Here is a 24,522-nt window from a genome sequence, read left to right as displayed (position 1 = left end):
GTAAGCCGTTGTTCCGTGTCAGTGGAGGCGCATTATAGGCAGTTCCTGACGGGTGACAAGTGTTTCTTAAAAAAAAACAACCAACCGATTATTTTTTCATCAAAAGATAAAAAAAACACCGTTACACGGCCATTTTTGCAGCAAAACTGCGTTTAAAAACCTTTTTTGGGCATCACGATAATGGACAGCCTGGTGCTATTCTTTACCCATTGCAGGTTTGCCTGCTACCTCCAAGAATGAAAAGGATGCCCAATGATAAAATCCGCGCGCAGTATGGCCGGACTTCCGTGGATTGCCGCCATGGCCTTTTTTATGCAGGCGCTGGATGCCACGATACTGAATACCGCTCTTCCCGCTATCGCCCACAGCCTTGACCGTTCTCCCCTGGCGATGCAATCCGCCGTCATCAGTTATACCTTAACCGTTGCCATGCTGATCCCGGTCAGCGGCTGGCTGGCCGACCGCTTCGGCACCCGCAAAGTGTTCATCATTGCCGTTGCACTGTTCACCCTTGGGTCGCTGGCCTGTGCCCTTTCCGGCTCGCTGACCATGCTGGTTGTCTTCAGGGTGGTGCAGGGGATTGGAGGGGCAATGATGATGCCGGTGGCAAGGCTGGCATTGCTCAGGGCTTATCCCCGCAGTGAACTGCTACCGGTGCTGAACTTTGTCACCATGCCCGGCCTGATTGGGCCGGTACTCGGGCCGATGCTTGGCGGTGTGCTGGTAACCTATGCCACCTGGCACTGGATCTTCCTGATTAATATTCCGATGGGGATCCTGGGTATTATCTACGCGCGCAAATACATGCCCGACTTCACCACGCCTAAACGCCGCTTCGACCTGCTGGGCTTTATGCTGTTTGGTCTGGGGTTAGTGCTGCTGTCCAGCGGGATTGAGTTGTTCGGAGAGAAAATTGTAGCCAGCAGCATTGCACTGGCCGTAACGGCGGGAGGCATCCTGTTACTTCTTCTATATATAGTACATGCACGACGCCACCCGACTCCGCTGATCCCGTTGCCGATGTTTAAAACCCGCACCTTCTCTGTCGGCATTCTGGGTAATATCGCTTCACGACTTGGTACTGGCTGTATTCCCTTCCTGATGCCGCTGATGTTGCAGGTTGGCTTCGGCTATTCCGCCATTCTGGCTGGCTGCATGATGGCCCCTACCGCCGTTGGCTCGCTGCTGGCGAAGTCTACGGTGACTCAGGTGCTGCGCTGGTTCGGTTACCGGAAAACGCTGGTCTGGATTAGTGTCATTATTGGTGTACTGATTGCCAGCTTTGCGTTGCAAACACCGGCAATGGGTCTGGTTATTCTGCTGCTGCCGCTGTTTATCCTGGGAATGGCGATGTCGACTCAGTTCACCGCAATGAACACCATTACTCTGGCAGATCTTAACGACAGCAACGCCAGTAGCGGCAACAGCATGCTCGCCGTCACTCAACAATTGGCGATCAGTTTCGGCGTGGCAGTCAGTGCCGCAGTGCTTCGCTTCTATGAAAACTTTGATGGCACCACCGTTCAGCACTTCCATGCCACCTTCCTGACGATGGGCGTGATCACGGTGCTTTCAGGGTTGGTGTTTATGCTGCTTAAGCCCGGCGATGGCAGGCATCTGATCACCAACCGGGAAAAGCGCCAAAAACGCGCTTAAATTTCCGCGACAGAGCCACGCTCAATCAGTTCCGGCGTCAGCACCAGCAGCTGCTGGCTGGCGCCCGGTTCAGCAAGGCGGTGGATCAAGGTATCAATCGCCAGTTCTCCCAGCTCATCTTTCGGCTGGTGTATGGTGGTCAGTGGCGGCGTCATGTAGCGAGCCAGTTCGATATCGTCATAGCCAATTACCGCAATATCCCGCCCGACCGCAAGCTCTGCCTGAAACAGCGCATGATAAACGCCTACCGCCATCGCATCATTACTGGTGAAAATAGCCTGCGGCAGCGGGTCGACCGAGAGTAGCTGATGCATCGCGTTATAGCCGCCTTCAAACTCAAAGTCACCGCTTACCACATAATCTGGCAGGATCGGCAGGCCAGCCGTTTTCATCGCCTGCCGGTAACCCTCCAGACGCAAACGAGCCGGGGTTTTATCCTGAGGGCCGGCAATACAGGCAATGCGCGTGTAGCCGCGCGATATCAGATAACGTGTCGCCATCTCGCCCCCCAACAGGGAATTATCCTGAATAATGTCGCTGCCGCCTTCAAAGGGCGACCAGTCCATCATTACTGATGGAATAGAGGGATAGCGATTCAGGATCTCTGCTGAAGGAATATGGCTTTCGGTGCACATGATCAACAGTCCATCGACCCGCTTTTGCAGCAGCGTTTCAAGACTCCGGTTCATGCGATCTTCATCACCTTCGGTATTGCACAAGACCAGACTGTAGCCGCGTTCGAAGCAGCAACGTTCCACGCCACGAACGACCTCAGAATAAAAGGGGTTGCTGCTGGCGGTCAGCAACATGCCGATCGTCCGCGTCTGGTTGAGTTTGAGACTACGGGCCAGCGCCGAAGGTGCGTAATTGAGCTGGGTTATCGCCGCAGTGATTTTTTCGCGAACCGCTTCGCTGACAAAGCGGTTGTTATTAATGACGTGAGACACAGTTGAAGTTGACACACCGGCAAGCCGCGCGACATCTTTCATGGTAGCCACGAGTTACTCCTGCTGTAGCAAGAAGCTGTCGGTTTCATCGCGCCAGGGCACCGAGGGTTGCGCACCGGCGCGGGTTACCGCAATGGCCGCCGCCGCATGGGCAAAGCGAACCGCCTGATCCATTGGCTTATCTTCCAGCAGAGCAGTGATCAGCGCTCCGTTGAAGGTGTCTCCAGCGGCAATAGTATCAACCGCTTTTACCCTGAAACCGGCAATACGCTGCCCGTTGCCGTTTTCACTCAGCCACACCCCGCGGCTGCCCAGTGTAATCAACACGCTATAGATCCCTTTATCATGCAACACGGTTGCTGCACGCGCCGCATCTTCATCAGACTCGATATGCACGCCGGTCAGAATTTCCGCTTCTGTTTCGTTCGGCGTAATCATATCAACCAGCGCCAGTAATTCGTCTGAAAGCGGCGTTGCCGGAGCCGGATTGAGAATAACCTGCGTCTGGTGCTGACGGGCAATTTTCGCCGCCGCCAGAACACTTTCCAGTGGGGATTCCAGCTGCATTAAAAGTGCATCGGCGTCGGCAATAGTTTGCTGATGTTTTTCCACCAGTACCGGAGTCAGTGCCGCATTCGCCCCTGCGTGGATGGCAATACTGTTTTCACCTTCGGCATTAACGAAAATCAGCGCCACGCCCGTGGATTCGCCTGCCACTACTTCAACTGGCGTCACATCGATTTTGTCTTCCACCAGCTGCTGGCGAATGCGCAGACCAATACCATCTTCGCCCACGCAGGCCAGGAAGGATATATTCGCACCGCTGCGCCCGGCGGCCACAGCCTGGTTTGCGCCCTTACCGCCAAAAGCTACCTGATACTGCTTTCCGATCACCGTTTCGCCGGGACGCGGAAACTGAGTCAGATTAAGGATATGATCCGCATTAATGCTGCCAAGGACAGCCAGCTTGCCGGTTTTTTTCATCAGGGAATCGTCCAGAAAAAGGCGCCACCTGTGGAAGGTGGCGCGTGCCGTACTGATTTATTTAGTGACCAGCTTCAGATCAACCGGATTGATTGCCTGAACTTTCTGGCCCTTCAGCACTTTATCAGCAGTATCCACGCCGATAACGCCGATTTGTTCTGGCTGCTGTGCCACTGTCGCTGCCAGTTTGCCGCCTTCAACTGCTTTCACGCCATCTGCGGTGCCATCGAAGCCGACCACCACCACATCGGATTTGCCCGCTGTTTGCAAGGCACGCATCGCACCGAGAGCCATCTCATCGTTCTGCGCAAACACTGCCTGCACGTCCGGATGAGCGGTCAGCAGGTTCTGCATCACGTTCAGACCTTTGGTACGGTCAAAATCGGCAGGTTGACTGGCGAGGATAACAAATTTGTGCGCGTCTGCCGCAGTTTTAAAACCTTCGCCACGCTCGCGTGCTGCTGACGTTCCTGCAATGCCCGACAGTTCGATAATTTTGGCGTTATCGCCGAGTTTCTTCGCGATGTAATCACCAGCCATTTTACCGCCGAATCGGTTATCCGAAGCGACGTGGCTGACAACTTTGCCCTGGGCCGCCACGCGGTCAAGGGTGATCACCGGAATGTTAGCCTGGTTAGCCATTTTTACCGCGTTGCCTACCGCATCAGAATCCGTTGGGTTGATCAGCAGCAGTTTGGTGCCGCGCACGGTCAGATCCTGCACGTTTGCCAACTCTTTCGCCGGGTTATTCTGCGAATCCAGCACCACCAGGTTGTAGCCCAGTTTGTCGGCTTCCTTCTGCGCACCGTCTTTCAGCGAGACGAAGAACGGGTTATTCAGGGTGGAAACCACCAGCGCAATGGTGTCTTTCGCCATGGCATTTGCGCTCAGCGTGGTGCCGAGCAGAATGGCAAGGGCTGTCAGTTTGGTCATTTTCATCATAAATTCCTGTAGGGGAGAGTTATTTACTGCTTTTGTTATCCACCAATACCGCCAGCAAAATCACCACAGCTTTGACGATCATTTGGTAGTAAGACGAAACGCCGAGCAGGTTGAGACCGTTGTTAAGAAAACCAAGGATTAGCGCCCCGATCAACGTGCCCATAATGCGTCCCTTGCCACCTGCCAGACTGGTGCCGCCCAGCACCACCGCCGCAATAGCATCCAGTTCATAGCCCGTGCCCGCTATCGGCTGAGCCGAGGAGAGACGGGCAACTTCAATGGTGCCTGCCAGCGCGGCCAGCATGCCACACAGGGCATAAACGATAATTTTGACGCGATTGACGCTGATCCCGGACAGGCGAGTAGCCGCTTCATTGCCACCCAGCGCGTAGATATAGCGGCCCAGGCGGGTGTGATGCAGCATGTACCAGGCCAACCCAAATACCACCGCCATCAGCCATACCGGCGTCGGGATCCCCAGCGGACGGCCAATACCGATCCAGCCAAACAGATCGGCATTGTCATTAAAGCCAGTGTTGATCGGGCTGCCGTTGGTGTAGACCATGGTCACGCCACGCAACAGCAACATCATTACCAGTGTGGCAATAAAGGCCTGAACCTTGCCTTTCGCCACGATGGTACCGGTCACTGCACCGATCGCTGCGCCAAGGGCCAGAGAAGCCGCGACGGCCACCAGCGCGTTCACTTCCAGGCCCACCAGCGAAGCACCCACCGCACCGGTCAGCGCCAGCAGCGATCCCACCGACAGGTCGATGCCCGAAGTCAGGATAACCAGGGTCATCCCCACCGCCATGATGGCGTTAACCGAGGTCTGCTGCAGGATGTTGAACATGTTGTTCAGGGTGAAGAAATTCGGGCTCATGCTGGAGACGATGGCAATCAGCACGATCAGTGCGATCAGTGACTTCTGCTCCAGCAGCCAGGCCTTGCTGAAAAAACGGGTGCTCTGAAGGGTTTGGGTACTCATTGTTATGCCAGCTCCACGCTATGTTGCTTACCTACTGCCGCCGCCATCAGCACTTCCTGCGAGGCTTGTTCAATCGGGAAATCACCGCTCAGGCGGCCTTCGTGCATCACCAGCACGCGATCGCTCATGCCCAGCACTTCCGGCATTTCCGAGGAGACCAGGATGATGCTCAGCCCCTCTTCTTTAAACTGATTGATTAACTGATAAATTTCTTTTTTTGCCCCCACGTCCACGCCGCGGGTAGGCTCGTCGAGGATCAGCACTTTTGGTCGGGTCATCAGCCCACGGGCGATAGCGACTTTTTGCTGATTTCCTCCTGACAGCAGGCCAATTGGCTGGTTCATCGACGGCGTTTTAACGTTAAAAAGTTTGATAAAGTCACTGACGGCCAGCTGCTCTTCCGCATGTTTCAGACGGCCGCCGCTGCGGCTGAAGTAGTCCAACGCGGTAAGAGACATGTTCTCTTTCACCGACATCCCCAGTACCAACCCGTCACGTTTACGGTCTTCTGAGATATAAACGATGCCGTTCTGCAGTCCTTCTTCCGGCGAACGAGTCTGCACGCTCTTACCGTCAAGTGTCACGCTACCAGCGCTGCGCGGCAGAGCACCGTACAGTACCTTCATCAGTTCCGTGCGCCCCGCGCCCATCAGACCAGCCACACCCAGAATCTCCCCTTTACGCAGCGAGAAGCTGACATCCGCGACACCCGGCCCGCTGAGGTGCTCCACCTGCAGGCGAACGTCGCCTGGCGCTTTATCGAGGCGCGGATACTGCTCTTCGAGTTTGCGGCCCACCATCATCTCAATCAGCGAATCTTCATTCAAAGTGTCGACCGTCCGCTCAGCAATAAACTGCCCGTCGCGGAAAATCGTCACGTCATCGCAGATTTCAAAAATCTCTTTCATGCGGTGGGAGATGTAGACGATGCCGCAGCCCTGCGCTTTTAGCTCACGGATCACCCGAAAAAGTGAGGCGGTCTCGGTATCGGTCAGCGCATCGGTCGGCTCGTCCATCACGATCACTTTCGACTCGAAGCTCAGCACCTTAGCAATCTCCACCATCTGCTGATCGCCAATCGACAAATCGCCCACCAGCTTGTGGCTGCTGAAGCGCAGGTTGAGCTTTTTCAGCAGCACATCCGCTTCAGCGTGCATTTTCTTCCACTGGATACGGCCAAAACCGTTCACAAACTCACGCCCGAGGAAGATATTTTCCGCAACGCTGAGCTGAGGGATCAGGTTGAGCTCCTGGTGAATAATGCCAATTCCCGCCTCCTGAGAGGCTTTTGGCCCGTTGAATGAAACTTCACTACCCAGCCAGGTGATCGAACCAGCATCTCGGGTGTAGATCCCGGTCATCACCTTCATCATGGTTGATTTTCCGGCCCCGTTTTCCCCCACCAGTGCCATCACGCGGCCAGGGTAAACAGCCAGCGCCGCTCCCGAGAGCGCTTTCACGCCGGGGAAGGATTTATCTATGCCTTGCAGTTGCAGTAAAGGTTGCATGACGGCCTCAGAAGGTCACGCCAGCACAGAGGATGACGTTGGCATAAGGGGAACATTCCCCGCTGCGGATCACCGCCTGGCTGTGCTGTGTTTGCTGTTTGAACTGATGATGACTGACGTACTGAACAGTGATGGTGTTGCCCTGGTGTTGTTGCAGCAAATCGAGCTGGGTGAGCAGTTCACTATGAAGCTGTGGGTTATGAGATTTGATCTCTTCCGCGATGACGGCACTTTCTACCTGCATCTCTTCGGTCACGGCCTGTACCACCTGCATAAAACTGGGAATACCTTTCATCAGCGCCAGATCGACACGCTGCGGCCCGGCCGGAATGGGCAGACCTGCATCGCCAATGACCAGGCTGTCGGTATGCCCCAGGCGGGATACCAGGGACGAGATTTCAGAATTCAGTAAGGTGCCTTTTTTCATCGTTCACTCCAGAGCGAAACGTTTCGCTGATCGGGAGTGTAAAAAATCGCGGGGGGAAAACAATCGCAGAAAGGTGAAATTGTGATCGCCATCGAAACGTTTCGCTCGCGGCGAAGAAAGTTTGACTTAGTCTGCAGAAGGAAGGGATTAAAAGGGCTGGCAGGAAGCTGGTTTGCGGATAGCGGCAGGGATAGCCGTCAATAAAAAATGCGCCGGGTATTTCCCGCTGGTCATATCAGGGTACCCAGCCACACCAGTACCTGGTGCAGCTGGCAAACAAGCTGCAGGTCAGACTTAACCCTGAATTTTGCGGATCTGTTTCACGTCCACTTCAACTGAGTTGAAGTCTTTGTCAATTTTGCCCTGCAGTTCGACTTTGTCTGTTGGCGTTACAGTCTGTCCTTCCCAGCGTTTGTGGTCGATCTCAACCCTGATTGAGCCGGTAGCATCGTGGAACAGGTAATCTTCATCGCCCACACGCTTTTCAATATTACCGCGCATCGTAACCCAGGCATCATCCGGCAAATCCTGCGCCTGTTTTACGCTGGTCAGTGCCCCATTGGTTGCCACAAAGCCCCCTTTCTGCGCTGCGACCGCCGGTGCGGCCGGATCGCTGAAGCCACCGGTCTGGGCAGCAAGTACAGGAGTGGAAACCAGAGCGGCAATGGCCAGTAAAGCAGCTGTCTTTTTCATCGTATTCACCTTTTTATTTATCCTTGTTCCCTGGAAGGGGTACGTGATCTTCAGGACGGATTAAAACAAAAGGTTCTTAACGGGATCTTAAGATGAATCATCCTGCGGATTTATTTCTGTATTTTGTCGAAAAAGCGCAATTCCCGTCGATCTTGGGTATACAAACCGCAACCCTGTCTCGTATAAAGCCGTTATCTACAGAAGGAATCTACCATGCGAATTTTAGTCATTGAGGACGATCGGCTGATTGGTGACGGCATCCGGGCCGGCCTGGTCAAAATGGGTTTCAGCGTTGACTGGTTTACCGACGGCAGGGAGGGGAAGAGTGCTTTATCTGCCGCGCCCTATGATGCCGTGGTGCTGGATCTCAGCCTGCCCGGTATTGATGGCCTGGAAATCCTGCGCCAGTGGCGGCAATCGGGTCGCGATGAACCGGTGCTGATCCTGACGGCAAGAGATGCGCTGGAGCAGCGGGTTGCCGGGTTGCAGCAGGGCGCGGATGACTATCTTTGCAAGCCTTTTGCCCTCAGCGAAGTCGCCGCGCGGTTGCAGGCGTTGATTCGCCGCCGCCACGGGCAGCTCCTGCCCACATTGAATCACGGTGCAGTGGTGATGGAAACCGGATCGCACACGGTCACGCTTAATGGTGAGCCGCTGCCGCTAAAGGCACGTGAACTGGCATTGCTGGAACTGTTCCTGATGAATCCCGGCCGAGTACTGACCCGTGCCCAGTTGGAAGAAAAGCTCTACGGCTGGGACGATGATGTATCCAGCAATGCTGTTGAAGTGCATATCCATCACTTGCGTAAAAAACTGGGCAGCCAGTTTATCCGTACGGTCCACGGTGTGGGCTACACGCTGGGAGAACCGTTTTGAGCCGTCTGAGTTTACGTCTGCGGCTGATGCTGGGGTTTATTCTGCTGACGCTGATCTGCTGGGGAGCGGCAAGTCTGGGCTCCTGGTGGCAAACCAGGCACAACATCAACAAATTGTTCGATACACAGCAGATGCTGTTCGCCAAACGCCTGGCGGCGATGAATCCGGAGCAGTTGAGTCACCAGGCGCTGGTGCTGCCGAAAAGTAAAAAGATGCTGAGACATCATCACGGTGAACAGGATGACGACGCGCTGGCTTTTGCTGTGTTTACTCCAGACGGCAGGATGGTGATGAATGACGGCGACAACGGCAGAGATTTTCAGTTTCTCTACAATCGCGACGGCTTCACAGACGCCAAACTGAAGGGGGACGATGACTTGTGGCGGCTGGTATGGCTCAGCACACCGGATAAGCGTTACCTGGTGGTAGTCGGCCAGGAGTGGGAATACCGCGATGATATGACCAGAGACATTGTGGAGACCAACCTTGTTCCGTGGCTGGTTGCCCTGCCGATCATGCTGCTACTACTACTCTGGCTGGTCACGCACGAGCTGGTGCCGCTGAAAAGGATCGCCCACCAGCTCCGCCAGCGCTCGCCTGATGACAGTTCGCCACTACAGGAGAACCGGGTGCCGCAGGAAGTCCGTCCGCTGTTGGAAGAGCTGAATGCATTGTTTGCCAGAACAGGTGAGATGCTGGTGCGTGAGCGTCGCTTTACCTCAGATGCTGCCCATGAACTGAGAAGCCCACTGGCCGCGCTGAAAGTACAAACCGAAGTGGCGCAGCTGGCACATGACGATCAGGCCATGCGCCATCATGCCCTGACCAATCTGGATGAGGGGATCGATCGTGCGGCACGGCTGGTGGATCAGTTGCTGACGCTCTCCAGGCTGGAAAGCGATGAACAGCTGGAGAAGCAGCCGGTGGATCTGCAACAGCTACTGCAACAGGCGGTAGTGGATCATTATGGCAATGCACAGTCGCAACAGGTGGAACTCATGCTGGCAGCAGCGGACACGCCGGTTATCCGCTCTGGCAACGCGCTGTTGTTGTCTCTGATGCTGCGTAACCTGCTGGATAACGCCATTCGCTACAGCCAGCCGGGCACCAGGGTTGAACTGAAGCTGACCCTGCAGGGAATAGAAGTAGTGGATAACGGTGCCGGGGTCAGTGCGGAGGCGTTGCAACGGCTGGGTGAGCGTTTCTACCGGCCACCAGGACAGGAGAAAACCGGCAGCGGCCTTGGGCTGTCAATTGTCAGTCAGATAGCCAGGCTGCACGGGATGCAGGTGAGGTTTGCGAATCGGGAAGAAGGCGGGTTCGCCGTAAAGATCAGTTGGTAACGTAAGGGCGGAATTTATTCCGCCCTCGTTTCACGAAATTACACAGTTCGTATGCAGAGAGCATTCAGCATTAGCCTCATGCAACCCCAAAGCGAGAGGCACGAGAAGCACGACTCTGAATTCCCCCCAGTCAACTCCTGCGCAAGCACTGTGTAAAATTCCCGGTTAGTGTTCCCCGCGCAAACACCGGCCCCTGTTTAAGTATTTAAACTCTTAAATCTCGACCTGAGTTCCCAGCTCAATAACCCTGTTTGGCGGTATTTCAAACTGATCCGGCGCACGCAAGGCATTTTTCTGCAGCATCAGGAACAACTTGCCGCGCAGGCGCAGATACCAGGGACGCTTACCGATAATCAGCGACTCATGCGACATAAAGAACGACGTTTCCATCATCCGGCAGTTCAGCCCTTCCAGCCCGCAGCGGTGGAAAATCTCTTCCACATTCGGGGTTTCACGCCAGCCGTAGCTTGCCACCACGCGCCAGAATGTCGGGGAAAGCTGCTCGATGGTGACACGGCGAACGTTGTGCACGTACGGCGCGTCTTCAGTCCTTAACGTCAGCAAGACCACTCGCTCATGTAATACCTTGTTATGTTTAAGGTTATGCAACATAGCGAAAGGTATAACGTTCAGCGCACGGGACATATACACGGCGGTGCCTGGCACACGTACCGGCGGTGATTTCTCCAGAGAAGCAATCATCGCCTCCAAGGAATTGCCATGTTCGTGCATACGGCGCAGCAGGCGAAAACGCTCGCTTTTCCAGGTGGTCATCACAATAAACATCATCAGCGCCAGGCAAAGCGGCAGCCACCCACCCGAGAACACTTTGACCAGGTTTGCGGAGAACAGGGGGACATCGATGCACAGCATGCCGATGAGGATCAGGATCACCAGATAACGATTCCAGTGCCAGTTTTTGATCGCCACGGTGGTGCAGAGAATAGCCGTCAGCACCATAGTGCCGGTAACGGCAATACCGTAAGCCGCCGCCAGGTTGCTGGAGTGTTTAAAGCCAACGATGACGATAACCACCGAGAAGAACAGGATCCAGTTGATGACCGGAATATAGATCTGCCCGGACTCTTCTTCAGAGGTATGCACGATGCGCATTGGCGGCAGGTAACCCAGACGAACCGCCTGACGGGTCAGGGAGAACACGCCGGAAATCACTGCCTGCGAAGCGATCACCGTCGCCAGCGTGGCGAGGATCAGCATCGGGATCAGCGCCCAGTCTGGTGCCAGCAGGAAAAACGGGTTTTTAATTGCTTCAGGATTTTTCAGCAGCAGTGCGCCCTGGCCGAAGTAATTCAGCACCAGCGACGGCAGCACCACGGAGAACCAGGCCAGGCGGATCGGCAATTTGCCGAAGTGGCCCATATCCGCATACAGCGCTTCCACCCCGGTGATGGCCAGCACCACCGCGCCGAGCGCGAAGAAGGAAACTTCTTTGTATTCCATGAAGAAGTGCATCGCCCAGTACGGGTTTAGCGCATGGAGAACCTCAGGGTTGTCCACAATACTGCGCGCACCGAGTACCGCCAGCACGATAAACCACAGCAGCATCACTGGTGCAAACAGCTTGCCGACGATTCCGGTGCCGTGTTTCTGGATCACAAACAGCAAAGTCAGCACGGCAATCGCCATCGGAACGATGTAAGCATCGAGGTTTGGTGCCGCAATCTCCAGACCTTCAATGGCTGAGAGCACCGAAACGGCAGGGGTGATAACCACCTCACCATAGAAAAAGCTGCCGCCAATCAGTCCCATAATCACCAGAACCGCGGTGGCTCTTGCCCCGGTGTTGCGGCCCGCCAGCGACATCAGGGTGAGGATCCCCCCTTCTCCGGCGTTGTCGGCACGCATCACATAGCTGATGTACTTCAGCGAAACCACCAGCACCAGCAGCCAGAAAATCAGCGAAAGAAAGCCAAATACCGCATCGCGCTCAACGCCGAACCCGAACTGTCCGGAGAGGCATTCCCGCAGGGTATACAGAGGGCTGGTACCGATATCGCCATACACCACACCTATCGCTGCTAACGTGACGCCACCAAGGGACTGCTTTTTATCAGAACTCATAGACTAATCTTTTGTTGGGGCTGGAAATTGCCGGATTGCTCGCCGCTTATCAAGCCATCAAAAAGCGCACAGTATGCACGATTCATCACGAATGCCTATCCTTAATTACGCTAGCAAAAAGAAGTTCAATGGCCCACGTCACCCTTTGACAAGAAAAAAGCTGACTCGTATCAACTCTTTCAAGCATCATAGCCAGTAGTGTTTGCGCTCGCCAGTGACCCAGCTGGTCAGGCCGTAGAAAAGGATGAATGTTTGATTATGCCTCAGCCTCACGTACTTGCGGAAAGAATCGCTCGCCTCAGCAATGCATTAGAAAAAGGACTTTATGAAAGGCACCATGCGATTCGCCTTTGCCTGCTGGCTGCGCTGAGCGGTGAGAGCGTCTTTTTGCTTGGCCCGCCGGGTATAGCCAAAAGCCTGATTGCCCGCCGGCTGAAGTTCGCTTTTCAGCATTCCCGCGCTTTCGAATATCTGATGACCCGCTTCTCCACGCCGGAGGAAGTGTTCGGTCCGCTGTCCATTCAGGCGTTAAAAGACGAGGGCCGCTATCAGCGTCTGACCCGCGGCTACCTGCCTGATGCAGAAATTGTGTTTCTGGACGAGATCTGGAAGGCCGGTCCGGCTATTCTCAATACCCTGCTGACGGCAATTAACGAACGGCGTTTTCGTAACGGCGACAGCGAAGAAAAAATCCCGATGCGACTGCTGGTCACCGCCTCCAATGAACTGCCCGAAGCTGACAGCGGGCTGGAAGCGCTGTATGACCGAATGCTGATCCGCCTGTGGCTGGACAACGTCCACGAGAAGCAGAATTTCAAGAGCATGCTGACCCACCAGCAGGACGACAGCAATCCGGTGGCCGACTCACTGTGCATCACCGATGAAGAATACAGCGAATGGCAGAAAGGCATTACCCAGGTTGCACTGCCTGATGACGTTTTTGAACTTATTTTTCTGCTTCGCCAGCAGCTTGAGAACCAGCCGGAAGCCCCTTATATCTCCGACCGCCGCTGGAAAAAAGCCATTCACCTGCTGCAGGCCTGTGCTTTTTACAGCGGGCGTAGCGCGATTGCCCCGGTCGATCTGATCCTGCTTAAAGACTGTCTGTGGCATGACGTGGCGTCGATGAAGCTTCTCGATCGTGAAATCGATAATTTGATCACGCTTCAGGCGTGGCAGCAGCAGCCAATGCTGATCAAGCTGCAGCAGATCGAATCCCGCCGCCTGGTCCTGCAGCAGGAGAAGAGCGTCGAACAGGCCATCCGGCTGGAGAAGCATGGTGGCATGTTCAGCCGCAAGCCACATTACGAGCTGCCTGCAGTGCTGGCTGACGATACCCTGACCCTGATGCTGCAAAAGCCGTTGATGTTGCATGATATGCAGGTAACGCATGTGGTTATCGCCCGTGAGCCACTGCATCACTGGCTGCAGAAAGGCGGCGACGTGCGCGGCAAGCTGAACGGCATTGGCTTTGCCCAGACGCTGGATCTGCACGTGGACGGTAATGACTGCCTGACGCTACGGGATGTCAGCCTGCAGGCTACCCGACTGATGCTGCCGGGCAAACAGCAGGCCAGCGGACTGCCGGAAGAGATTGTTCAGGCGCTCGACGAACTGGAAACCCAGCTGCGCGGTCAGCGCACCCTGTTCAGCCAGTCTCAACGCTGCCTGTTTATCAGCGATGACTGGCTGGCTAAGATCGAAGAGAGTCTGCAGCAGGTTGCTGACCAGCTGAAGCAGGCGCGTCAGTGATTTCACTGGATACGCTGAGCGCCTTTCTGGCGGTCAGTGAAAACGATCTGATCGAGGAGCTGGTGCTGGCTCTGCTGGCCAGCCCGCAGCTGGCGATTTTCTTTGAGAAGTTCCCCGGCCTGAAGAAAGCGCTGATGCAGGATTTGCCCCGCTGGAAGTCCGAAATAATGGAGCAGCTGAAAAACACCCGTGTGCCGGATGAACTGGCTGATGAATTCACCCTGTTCCAGCAGTGTCAGCCGCTCAACCTGAAAGAGTTCTGCCTCAGGCTGCCGGAGGTGCTGCAATACCTCGAACAACACCACTCTCCCTTTGCCGAAAAAGCCCGGGCGCTGGTTGCCAATGCCGATGCCGCCAGTTCTCTGACCGGATCGCAGCAGACGCTGTTTCTGCAGCGCTGGCGGCTCAGCCTGACGCTGCAAACCCTTTCACTGAACCAGCAGCTGCTCGATGAGGAACGCGAAAAGCTGCTGGCTGAACTGCAGCATCGGCTGGCAATGAGCGGCCAGCTGGCACCCGTGCTGTCGGATAACGACGAGGCTGCGGCTGGTCGCCTGTGGGATCTGACCAAAAGTCCGCTGCAGCGCGGCGATTATCAGCTGATCGTCGAATACGGCGATTTCCTGGCGCAGCAGCCCACCCTGCAAAAACTGGCCGAACAGCTGGGCCGCAGCCGCGAAGCCAAAGCTGTCATGTCGCAGGATGCGCCGCTGGAAGCCTTCCACCAGCTGGTCAGGGAGCCGGAGAGCGTGCCGGAAGAGGTCAACGGGCTGCACCAGAGCGACGATATCCTGCGCCTGCTGCCGCCCGAGCTGGCGACGCTGGGCATCAGCGAGCTGGAGATGGAGTTTTACCGGCGGCTGGTGGAGAAGCGACTAATCACTTATCGCCTGCAGGGTGAGGCGTGGCATGACAAGGTCACCCTGCGTCCGGTTTCCCACCAGCAGCATGACGAACAGCCTCGCGGACCTTTTATCGTCTGCGTGGACACTTCCGGTTCAATGGGCGGCTTTAACGAACGCTGTGCCAAAGCCTTCTGTCTGGCGTTGCTGAAGGTGGCACTGGCCGATAACCGGCGCTGCCACATTATGTTGTTTGCCCATGAAGTGGTGAGTTATGAACTGACCGCGGGAGACGGCATCGCTCAGGCGATCCGCTTCCTCAGCCAGCGCTTTCGCGGCGGCACCGATCTGGCCGCCTGCCTGGATACCGTGCTACTCAAGCTTGCCACTCCGGCATGGAACGATGCCGATGCGGTGATTATCTCTGACTTTATCGCCCAGCGCCTGCCGGATGAACTGGTGAAAAGAATCAAACTACACCAGCTACAACAGCAGCAACGCTTCCATGCAGTTGCGCTGTCCGATCATGGAAAACCTGGCATTATGCGCATCTTCGACCATATCTGGCGTTTTGATACCGGGCTGAAAAGCCGCCTGCTGCGCCGCTGGCAACGCTAGCTCCCTTCAGACACAATCTGGTAAAGCTTGTTTGCTATAGTCATAAGTACGCTACAGCCATCAGGCAGATTGGGAGCATCAAGTGGTATCACAACAACAAGATTTTGCATCAGGTCTTCCCGCACCAACCCACACCCTGCTTTTAAGCGGTGGCAGTTCTGAACAAAAGCGTCAGGAGCTGCTGACCTATTTCACGCAGACCTGGACACTCTACGAGAGCCTGTTCGACTGCCTCGCCAGTGAAAAAGCGTATTACACCAAAGCCATTTCTCTGCGACACCCGCTGGTGTTCTACTTTGGTCATACCGCGACTTTTTACGTTAATAAGATGATGGCGGGTGGGCTGATTACCGATCGTGTCGATGACAATATCGAAGCGATGATGGCGATCGGCGTGGATGAGATGAGCTGGGACGATCTGGACACCAGCCACTATCAGTGGCCAACGCTGTCTGAATTACGCGACTACCGTGGCAAGGTGCGCCATCTGGTCGAAACCTTTATTAAAGAGATGCCGCTGACCCTGCCGATTGGCTGGGACAGCCCGGCCTGGGTTATCCTGATGGGGATCGAGCATGAACGCATTCATCTGGAAACCTCCAGCGTGCTGATCCGCCAGCTGCCGCTCGCCTGGGTCAAACCACAGCCGCACTGGCCGGTCTGCCCCAGCGCCCGCCATGACCTTGCCTCCGTCCCGCCGAACAGACTGGTGGCTGTTGACGGTGCCCGCGTAACACAGGGAAAAACCGATGATACTTACGGCTGGGATAACGAATACGGCACGCAGGTCAGTGAAGTGAAGCCGTTTAAAGCCAGCCAGATGCTGACCAGCAACGCGGAGTATTATGAATTTATCACCGCCGGTGGCTATCAGGACGACCGCTGGTGGGATAAAGAGGGATTGGGCTGGCGAAATTTTGCCAGCGCGAAAATGCCCACGTTCTGGGTGGGAACGCCTGACCAGCCGGAACAGCTCAGGCTTCGTCTGATGGCCGAGGAAGTGCCCATGCCGTGGGACTGGCCAGCCGAGGTTAACCAGCTGGAAGCGGCGGCGTTCTGCCGCTGGAAAGCCGATGAAACCGGTAAATCAGTGCAGTTGCCCAGTGAATCAGAATGGCTGGTGCTGCGTGAACGGCTGGCTGGCGATCGGATGGCTGAAGTGCCGGGCAACATTAATCTGGCCTGGTGGGCATCCTCCTGCCCGGTGGATCGCTTTGCCCAGGGCGACTTCTTCGATCTGGTCGGCAATGTCTGGCAGTGGACCACCACGCCAACCAACGGTCTGGAAGGCTTTAAGGTTCATCCGCTTTATGATGACTTCTCCACACCTACCTTCGACGGCAAACATGCGCTGATTAAAGGTGGCAGTTGGATATCAACCGGTAACGAGGCGCTGAAATCAGCCCGCTACGCCTTCCGCAGGCATTTCTTCCAGCATGCGGGCTTCCGCTATGTGGTCTCCAGCCATCAGGAGAAGATGTCGCTTAATCCTTATGAAACCGATGGCATGGTGTCGCAGTATCTCGACTTTCAGTTCGGGCCGGACTATTTCGGCACGCCGAACTATGCCGCCGCGCTGGTGGATATCGCCTGCCGGATCACGGACAAACGCGGCAGAGCGCTGGATATCGGCTGTGCCACTGGCCGCGCCAGCTTCGAACTCGCCCGTCACTTTAAAGAAGTGGTGGGAATGGACTATTCCGCGCGCTTTATTGATGTGGCACTGCAGCTGACCAGCGGTGAGGATTTCCGTTATGTGACTCAGGAAGAGGGCGATCTGGTTGAGTACCGTCAGGTGCGCCTGAAGGACTTCGGGCTGGACACAGAGCTGACCGGCAGGATCCAGTTTGTGCAGGGCGATGCCTGTAACCTTAAGCCGCAACAGGATCACTACGATCTGGTGCTGGCTTCTAACCTGATTGACCGCCTGCGTCAGCCTAAGCGCTTCCTGCAGGATATCACCACCATGATCCGCTCAGGCGGCGTACTGATGCTCTCCTCGCCCTATACCTGGCTGGAGGAGTTTACGCCGAAGGAGAACTGGCTGGGCGGCATCAGGGAGAACGGTGAAGCACTGACCACTTACCAGGCACTGCAGCGTTTGCTGGCGGCAGATTTTGAAGAGATTGCCGCTCCTCAGGATGTTCCGTTTGTTATCCGCGAAACGGCCCGCAAATATCAGCATACGGTTGCACAGCTGACAATTTGGCGTAAGCGTTAATCCCTCTCAGCGGGTGTCAACCGGTACCCGCTGTTCAATCCACAATAATATTGCCTCCCTGGTTAATTTCCTGCACATTAATCGACAATACATTGTTAATTCTTTAATTCAGGAAGCCCTATGGCAGATAATCTGCAAATCGATAACCTCGACCGCGGCATTCTCAACGCCCTCTTGTCCGATGCCCGCACCGCCTATGCCGAGCTGGCCAAGCAGTTTAACGTCAGCCCCGGGACCATTCACGTGCGCGTGGAGAAGATGAAGCAGGCCGGAATTATCAAAGGCACGCGGGTGGAGATCGATCCCAAGCATCTGGGTTATGACGTCTGCTGCTTTATCGGCATTATCCTGAAAAGCGCCAAAGACTACCCTTCCGCACTGGCCCGCCTGAACAGCCTGGACGAAGTGGTCGAGGCTTATTACACCACCGGCCACTACAGCATCTTTATCAAGGTGATGTGCCGCTCGATCGATGCCCTGCAGCAGGTTCTGATTAACAAGATCCAGACCATCGACGAGATCCAGTCCACCGAAACCCTGATCTCCCTGCAGAACCCGATCATGCGCACCATTAAGCCCTGATTTGTGCACAAAATTATCCACACTCAAAATGGCAGGCTCAGGGACCGATCCTGACCAATAACCCTACTTACCCACAGGTAGATCCCATTTAGATCACAGCGTACAATGTCCGCCTTTGCAGAACAGGGATCCTTTTATGGCGGACGTAACCTTAATCACCGGCAGCACCTTAGGTAGCGCAGAATACGTGGCTGAAATGCTGGCTGAGAAGTTAGAAGAAGCTGGCTTTTCCACCGAGTTGTTGCACGGTCCTGAACTGGATGAGCTGGCCAATGAAGGAACCTGGCTGGTGGTGACCTCCACCCATGGTGCCGGTGACCTGCCGGATAACCTGCAGCCTCTGTTTGATGAAATAGAAGAAGGGAAACCGGATCTGAGCAAGGTGCGTTACGGTGCTGTGGGCATTGGCAACCGGGAGTACGATCTGTTCTGCGGCGCTATCGATAAGCTTGATCTTCTGCTGACTGCCTGTGGTGCGAAACGACTGGGCGATCGTCTGGATATTGACGTACTGGAACATGAGATCCCGGAAGATCCCGCAGAGGTGTGGGTGGAAAGCTGGAAAACACTGCTGAAGTGACGATCCCTGGCGGCTGGATCGGGCCTTTTCTGGCCGCTGGCGGGTGAAAAACCGCAAGAGTTTTGTAAATTATGCCCCGTTTCGTCGCTTTTTCGGGCAAATAATTGTGTATAACTATGCTGAATTCCCGGTAATAACCGGTTGTTATCCCAAGAACAAGTTGATGCCTTACCGATGCCTGTGAATAACATGCCCTTTTGATCCCAGCTTATACGTCACAGGATCACCGATCTTTCACAGCAAATGATCCTCCTTAACCCAATGATCGTCCTTAGGAAAAAAGGCTTATCCACAGAGATCCTCGATCCTAATAGAAGATCCAATAAAGAGATCTCTAAATAAAAAAGATCTTCTTTTTAATACGTGTCTGGCCCTGCGCTTTCACCATCGTCTAAAGTTGAGTAGAATCCACGCCCCAGACAGCTATCACTCAATCGCACAACCGCGAGGTGCAGTACCATGTTTTATCCAGATCCTTTTGACGTCATCGTAATCGGTGGTGGTCATGCGGGTACCGAAGCCGCCATGGCGGCTGCCCGAATGGGTCAGCAAACCCTGCTTTTAACCCATAACATTGATACGCTTGGACAAATGTCCTGTAACCCGGCAATCGGTGGGATTGGCAAAGGACATCTGGTTAAGGAAGTGGATGCACTTGGCGGGCTGATGGCCCATGCCATCGACCAGGCGGGTATCCAGTTCAGGATACTAAACGCCAGCAAAGGCCCGGCGGTAAGGGCGACCCGCGCTCAGGCGGATCGCGTGCTCTATCGTCAGGCGGTACGCACTGCTCTGGAGAATCAACCAAACCTGATGATCTTCCAGCAGGCGGTTGAGGATCTGATCGTTGAGAACGATCGTGTGGTGGGTGCCGTTACCCAGATGGGGCTGAAGTTCCGTGCGAAAGCAGTGGTACTGACCGTCGGGACTTTCCTGGATGGCAAGATCCATATCGGACTGGATAACTACAGCGGTGGCCGTGCTGGCGATCCTCCTTCGATCCCACTGGCCCGCCGTCTGCGTGAACTGCCACTGCGCGTCAGTCGCCTGAAGACCGGGACGCCTCCGCGTATCGATGCCAGAACCATTGATTTCAGCGTGCTGACCCCTCAGCATGGTGACACCCCAATGCCAGTATTCTCGTTTATGGGAAATGTGTCGCAACATCCACAGCAGGTGCCTTGCTATATCACCTATACCAACGAGAAGACGCATGAGGTAATCCGCAATAACCTCGATCGCAGCCCGATGTACTCAGGTGTGATTGAAGGGATCGGGCCACGTTACTGCCCGTCGATAGAAGACAAGGTCATGCGCTTTGCCGATCGTAATGCTCACCAGATCTTCCTGGAGCCGGAAGGCCTGACCAGCAACGAGATTTACCCTAACGGCATCTCTACCAGTTTGCCGTTTGACGTGCAGATGCAGATTGTCCGTTCAATGCAGGGAATGGAAAATGCCAAAATCGTCCGTCCGGGCTATGCCATTGAGTACGATTTCTTCGATCCACGCGATCTGAAACCGACACTGGAAAGCAAATACATTCAGGGGCTGTTCTTCGCTGGTCAAATCAACGGTACCACCGGTTACGAAGAAGCAGCGGCTCAGGGACTGCTGGCTGGCCTGAATGCCGGCCGCCTGTCTGCAGACAAAGAGAGTTGGGCACCCCGGCGCGATCAGGCTTATCTCGGCGTGCTGGTCGACGACCTCTGCACGCTGGGCACCAAAGAACCGTACCGTATGTTCACTTCCAGGGCTGAATATCGTCTGATGCTGCGTGAAGATAACGCCGACCTGCGTCTGACCGAAGCCGGTCGTGAGCTGGGTCTGGTGGATGACGCCCGCTGGGCGCGCTACAACGAGAAGCTGGAAAGCATTGAGCAGGAACGCCAGCGTCTCCGGGATATCTGGGTGCATCCGAAGTCTGAATCGGTTGAAGAGGTGAACGGCGTGCTGAGCGCAGTCCTGACCAAAGAAGCCAATGGTGAAGATCTGCTGCGTCGTCCGGAGATGACTTATCCCCAGTTGATGACCCTTAGCACCTTTGCCCCAGCACTGAGCGACCCTCAGGCAGCGGAGCAGGTGGAAATTCAGGTGAAATACGAAGGATATATCGCCCGACAGCAGGAAGAGATTGACCGCCAGTTGCGTAACGAGAATACCCTGTTGCCAACAGAACTGGATTATCGTCAGGTGAACGGCCTCTCAAACGAGGTGATCGCCAAACTCAACGATCATAAACCGACTTCGATTGGCCAGGCTTCGCGCATCTCGGGAATTACCCCGGCAGCGATCTCTATTCTGTTGATCTACCTAAAAAAACAGGGATTACTGCGCAAAAGTGCCTGACAAATACGGCATTTTATGATGATCTTCAGGGGCGAATAAATTCGCCCTTTTTTACGCTATAACCGGAAGTTATTGTGATCACTAAACTCTCTTCGCTGCTAAAAGCTGCCCATATTTCCCTGTCCGATCAGCAAATAAACCAGCTGGTGGGCTATGTGGAACTGCTGCACAAATGGAACAAGGCCTATAACCTGACCTCGGTGCGCGATCCTGAACAGATGCTGGTCCGCCACATTCTCGACAGCATCGTGGTGGAACCTCACCTGCAGGGAAGCCGTTTTATCGACGTAGGTACTGGTCCCGGCCTGCCTGGCGTGCCGCTGGCTATTGTGCGACCCGATGCGCATTTCACCCTGCTGGACAGCCTTGGAAAGCGTATCCGCTTCTTAAAACAGGTGCAGCACGAGCTGAAGCTCAGTAATATCAATCCGGTCCAGAGTCGCGTGGAGGACTTTCCTGCCGAACCGCCTTTTGATGGCGTGATCAGCCGGGCCTTCGCCTCACTGAATGATATGTTGAACTGGTGCCACCACCTGCCTGCTCAGCAGGGGCATTTTTATGCTCTTAAAGGAGTAGTTCCTGAGGACGAAATTGCCTCATTACCGGCCGGTTTTACCCTCAATCGTGTGGTCAGATTGTCGGTTCCGCAGCTTGAAGGTGAGCGTCATCTGGTGGTCATTAACCCGCCCGCCTGATCGTCTGCTGGCGACATTGTCTGGCTGTTTTTTGCCCGGAAATATGACCATGTTAAGCGGTTTTTTACTCTGATTGTACTGTAAGTTTGCAATAGTCCTACATACTGTAAGTGCTTTATGTTATTGAATTTTAGTTAAGTAATGTGACTATTTTTCAGGGTAACAAGAGGGAACCGGAATGAGATCTCTGAGCACTGTCTGAAAAGTAAGCTTTTGCGCAAATTTCTGAATTTATTTTTGGCCTGCAGATTGTTTCGCTGAAGTTAAATTGATCGGCTGAAATTATCCGACATGTCTGTTTACATTTAACGTTAATTTCACATTTTGTGATCAAAATTATCACCCAGCTCCGTCATTATCTGGCCATTAATAGTCACGCAGGGGAATATTTGCCCTTTATAAATCAGGGTAAGTAAGGGCTCTGGAAGGGAGAATTAGTTGCTGCAGATGTCAATATGCGCTTTAAGTTAAGGTTAAGGTTTATTTTTAAAATAAACCTATTTAACTAATTGAAATAACTTTATTTATTTATATTCTCTCGCACCAAATTCAGATAATTCCCGCCTTGTTGTTAAGCTTTATATTACTGAACTGTGATCTTACGCACGCTTTATGAGCAGTATTTGTTGAAGATCGCCGTCTATTTTCGGCAAATTGCGCTCTTCGTCAGTTTTGAAAAACAGGCCTCGCGAAAGAAATTTAAATAATTGTTCACCTTTTCGCTACTTATCCATTGAAATCGCAGGGGCGCACCGTATAATTTGCTCGTTTTTTGCTGCTTGACTCAAAAGAGTAAAGGCAGTTTTATACGACACGCGACATACCCCCGAGGGGGCAGGAGAGTTTTAGCGTCATGTCAGTGTCCCTTTACAGAGTGAAATTTGCCCGAACCATGCTGCTGCTTCAGCTGGTGACCTTTGTCGTAATCGGCGCGCTGTTTGCCCTTAAAGATCTGACCTGGGGCATGTCCGCTTTTTCGGGCGGACTGGCAGCCTGGTTGCCAAACGTGTTGTTTATGATTTTTGCCTGGCGTCATCAGGCAGGAGACCCGGTTAAAGGGCGTGTGGCCTGGAGCTTCGCACTGGGTGAAGTGCTTAAGGTGCTGGCTACCATCCTCCTGCTGATTGTGGCGCTGGCGGTATTTAAGGCGGTGTTTATGCCGCTGGGACTGACCTGGTTATCGGTGCTGATTGTGCAAATCGTCGCACCGGCTGTAATTAACAACAAAGGGTAAGAGGCATCATGGCTGCAGGAGAAATCTCTACGCCGCAGGACTACATAGGTCATCATCTGAATAACCTTCAGCTTGATCTGCGTACCTTCGAGCTGGTGAATCCGCACGACGCTCCGTCGTTCTGGGTACTAAATATCGACTCCATGTTTTTCTCTGTGGTGCTGGGACTGGTGTTCCTGGTGCTGTTTCGTAAAGTTGCGAAATCAGCCACCAGCGGCGTACCGGGAAAACTGCAGGCCGCCGTTGAGCTGGTAGTCGGTTTTGTCGACGCTAACGTGCGCGACATGTATCACGGTAAAAGCAAACTAATCGCCCCGCTGGCTCTGACGATTTTTGTCTGGGTCTTCCTGATGAACTTCATGGACCTGTTGCCTATCGATTTGCTGCCGTATATCGGCGAGCATCTCCTGGGGCTGCCAGCGTTGCGTGTGGTGCCTTCTGCTGACGTAAACGTCACGCTGTCGATGGCACTTGGCGTATTTATTTTGATTCTGTTCTACAGCATCAAGATGAAAGGCATTGGGGGCTTTACCAAAGAGCTGACTCTGCAACCCTTCAACCACCCAATCTTCATCCCGATCAACCTGATCCTTGAAGGTGTGAGCCTGTTGTCCAAGCCTGTTTCTTTAGGTCTGCGACTGTTTGGCAACATGTATGCGGGTGAGTTGATTTTTATCCTGATTGCCGGCCTGTTGCCGTGGTGGTCACAGTGGGTTCTGAATGTGCCATGGGCCATTTTCCACATCCTGATCATTTCGCTGCAAGCTTTCATTTTCATGGTCTTAACGATTGTCTATCTGTCGATGGCATCTGAAGAACATTGATTTTTTTCTCAACACTACTGCGTTTTTATTGAAATAAACTGGAGACTGTCATGGAAAACCTGAATGTGGATCTGCTGTACATGGCTGCCGCTATTATGATGGGCTTAGCGGCAATCGGTGCTGCGATTGGTATCGGCATTCTTGGAGGTAAATTCCTGGAAGGCGCCGCGCGTCAACCGGATCTGATCCCTCTGCTGCGTACTCAGTTCTTTGTTGTAATGGGTCTGGTGGATGCTATCCCAATGATCGCTGTTGGTCTGGGTCTGTACGTGATGTTCGCTGTCGCGTAGTAACCGATTGTTCATCGTTGAACTCAGGTTTGACGATGAACGGCTTCTGCCGGTTTATCGGCAGAAAAAAGTTAACTTAACAAGAGGCA

21 protein-coding genes are annotated in these 24,522 nt (G+C 54.2%); 13 read left to right on the top strand and 8 right to left on the bottom strand.

Annotated elements, in window-relative coordinates; all coding sequences use genetic code 11:
- Positions 1-252: 252 nt before the first annotated feature.
- Complete coding sequence (mdtD, locus tag GSQ70_RS10510) at positions 253-1,656, top strand: multidrug transporter subunit MdtD (protein ID WP_158782483.1); 1,404 nt, start codon at positions 253-255, stop codon at positions 1,654-1,656.
- Here the strand turns inward: mdtD and rbsR are convergent.
- From rbsR to GSQ70_RS10475, 7 genes are all read right to left on the bottom strand, one after another.
- Positions 1,653-2,654: a ribose operon transcriptional repressor RbsR gene (rbsR, locus tag GSQ70_RS10505; RefSeq protein WP_233268269.1), complete on the bottom strand. Its 1,002-nt coding sequence runs from the start codon at positions 2,652-2,654 to the stop codon at positions 1,653-1,655. The two genes, mdtD and rbsR, sit on opposite strands and share 4 nt — an antisense overlap.
- A 3-nt stretch (positions 2,655-2,657) precedes the next feature.
- The gene (rbsK, locus tag GSQ70_RS10500) at positions 2,658-3,587 is read right to left on the bottom strand and encodes a ribokinase (protein ID WP_158782482.1); all 930 of its coding nucleotides are present in this window, start codon (positions 3,585-3,587) and stop codon (positions 2,658-2,660) included.
- A gap of 57 nt (positions 3,588-3,644) precedes the next feature.
- Positions 3,645-4,526, bottom strand: a complete 882-nt coding sequence (gene rbsB / locus GSQ70_RS10495; protein ID WP_370521057.1) for a ribose ABC transporter substrate-binding protein RbsB — start codon at positions 4,524-4,526, stop codon at positions 3,645-3,647.
- Positions 4,527-4,548: 22 nt separating this feature from the next.
- Positions 4,549-5,517, bottom strand: coding sequence for a ribose ABC transporter permease (gene rbsC, locus GSQ70_RS10490; RefSeq protein ID WP_158782480.1), 969 nt, complete (start codon positions 5,515-5,517; stop codon positions 4,549-4,551).
- A 2-nt stretch (positions 5,518-5,519) separates the two neighbouring features.
- Positions 5,520-7,025 (bottom strand): ribose ABC transporter ATP-binding protein RbsA, encoded by a 1,506-nt coding sequence (gene rbsA / locus GSQ70_RS10485; protein ID WP_158782479.1) that lies wholly within the window; start codon positions 7,023-7,025, stop codon positions 5,520-5,522.
- A 7-nt stretch (positions 7,026-7,032) separates the two neighbouring features.
- Complete coding sequence (gene rbsD, locus GSQ70_RS10480; protein WP_158782478.1) at positions 7,033-7,452, bottom strand: D-ribose pyranase; 420 nt, start codon at positions 7,450-7,452, stop codon at positions 7,033-7,035.
- A gap of 294 nt (positions 7,453-7,746) precedes the next feature.
- On the bottom strand, positions 7,747-8,145 hold the full coding sequence (locus tag GSQ70_RS10475) for a YgiW/YdeI family stress tolerance OB fold protein (protein WP_158782477.1): 399 nt from the start codon (positions 8,143-8,145) through the stop codon (positions 7,747-7,749).
- 213 nt (positions 8,146-8,358) lie between these two features.
- Here GSQ70_RS10475 and qseB point away from each other — a divergent pair, with 213 nt between their 5' ends.
- Both qseB and qseC read left to right on the top strand, forming a co-directional pair.
- The gene (qseB, locus tag GSQ70_RS10470; RefSeq protein WP_158782476.1) at positions 8,359-9,021 is read left to right on the top strand and encodes a quorum sensing response regulator transcription factor QseB; all 663 of its coding nucleotides are present in this window, start codon (positions 8,359-8,361) and stop codon (positions 9,019-9,021) included.
- The gene (gene qseC / locus GSQ70_RS10465) at positions 9,018-10,364 is read left to right on the top strand and encodes a quorum sensing histidine kinase QseC (protein ID WP_158782475.1); all 1,347 of its coding nucleotides are present in this window, start codon (positions 9,018-9,020) and stop codon (positions 10,362-10,364) included. Before qseB ends, qseC begins: the two co-directional genes overlap by 4 nt.
- A 213-nt stretch (positions 10,365-10,577) precedes the next feature.
- Here the strand turns inward: qseC and kup are convergent, their stop codons facing one another.
- Complete coding sequence (gene kup, locus GSQ70_RS10460) at positions 10,578-12,446, bottom strand: low affinity potassium transporter Kup (RefSeq protein WP_158782474.1); 1,869 nt, start codon at positions 12,444-12,446, stop codon at positions 10,578-10,580.
- Positions 12,447-12,704: 258 nt separating this feature from the next.
- Here kup and ravA point away from each other — a divergent pair, with 258 nt between their 5' ends.
- From ravA to atpE, 10 genes are all read left to right on the top strand, one after another.
- Positions 12,705-14,198, top strand: coding sequence for an ATPase RavA (gene ravA, locus GSQ70_RS10455; protein ID WP_158782473.1), 1,494 nt, complete (start codon positions 12,705-12,707; stop codon positions 14,196-14,198).
- The gene (gene viaA / locus GSQ70_RS10450) at positions 14,195-15,658 is read left to right on the top strand and encodes an ATPase RavA stimulator ViaA (RefSeq protein WP_158782472.1); all 1,464 of its coding nucleotides are present in this window, start codon (positions 14,195-14,197) and stop codon (positions 15,656-15,658) included. Before ravA ends, viaA begins: the two co-directional genes overlap by 4 nt.
- Positions 15,659-15,740: 82 nt before the next feature.
- A complete protein-coding gene (gene ovoA, locus GSQ70_RS10445) occupies positions 15,741-17,879 on the top strand; it encodes a 5-histidylcysteine sulfoxide synthase (RefSeq protein WP_158782471.1) in 2,139 nt (712 codons plus the stop codon).
- A 120-nt stretch (positions 17,880-17,999) separates the two neighbouring features.
- Positions 18,000-18,461 (top strand): transcriptional regulator AsnC, encoded by a 462-nt coding sequence (asnC, locus tag GSQ70_RS10440; RefSeq protein ID WP_158782470.1) that lies wholly within the window; start codon positions 18,000-18,002, stop codon positions 18,459-18,461.
- A gap of 136 nt (positions 18,462-18,597) precedes the next feature.
- Positions 18,598-19,041, top strand: coding sequence for an FMN-binding protein MioC (gene mioC / locus GSQ70_RS10435; RefSeq protein ID WP_158782469.1), 444 nt, complete (start codon positions 18,598-18,600; stop codon positions 19,039-19,041).
- A 459-nt stretch (positions 19,042-19,500) separates the two neighbouring features.
- Entirely contained in the window at positions 19,501-21,390 is a 1,890-nt protein-coding gene (gene mnmG / locus GSQ70_RS10430) for a tRNA uridine-5-carboxymethylaminomethyl(34) synthesis enzyme MnmG (RefSeq protein WP_158782468.1), read from the top strand.
- A gap of 74 nt (positions 21,391-21,464) precedes the next feature.
- Entirely contained in the window at positions 21,465-22,085 is a 621-nt protein-coding gene (gene rsmG, locus GSQ70_RS10425; RefSeq protein WP_158782467.1) for a 16S rRNA (guanine(527)-N(7))-methyltransferase RsmG, read from the top strand.
- Positions 22,086-22,938: 853 nt separating this feature from the next.
- Positions 22,939-23,319 carry a F0F1 ATP synthase subunit I gene (gene atpI / locus GSQ70_RS10420; protein WP_158782466.1) on the top strand — a complete coding sequence of 127 codons (381 nt, stop codon included), beginning with the start codon at positions 22,939-22,941 and terminating at the stop codon, positions 23,317-23,319.
- A gap of 8 nt (positions 23,320-23,327) precedes the next feature.
- A complete protein-coding gene (atpB, locus tag GSQ70_RS10415; protein WP_158782465.1) occupies positions 23,328-24,143 on the top strand; it encodes a F0F1 ATP synthase subunit A in 816 nt (271 codons plus the stop codon).
- A gap of 50 nt (positions 24,144-24,193) precedes the next feature.
- On the top strand, positions 24,194-24,433 hold the full coding sequence (gene atpE, locus GSQ70_RS10410) for a F0F1 ATP synthase subunit C (protein WP_158782464.1): 240 nt from the start codon (positions 24,194-24,196) through the stop codon (positions 24,431-24,433).
- The last annotated feature ends 89 nt before the right edge of the window (positions 24,434-24,522 follow it).

It is taken from the genome of Pantoea sp. BAV 3049 (assembly GCF_009765445.1).
Classification (GTDB): domain Bacteria; phylum Pseudomonadota; class Gammaproteobacteria; order Enterobacterales; family Enterobacteriaceae; genus Erwinia.
The sequence above is the reverse complement of the archived record's forward strand: the minus strand, read 5'-3'. Positions and strand labels throughout refer to the sequence as shown.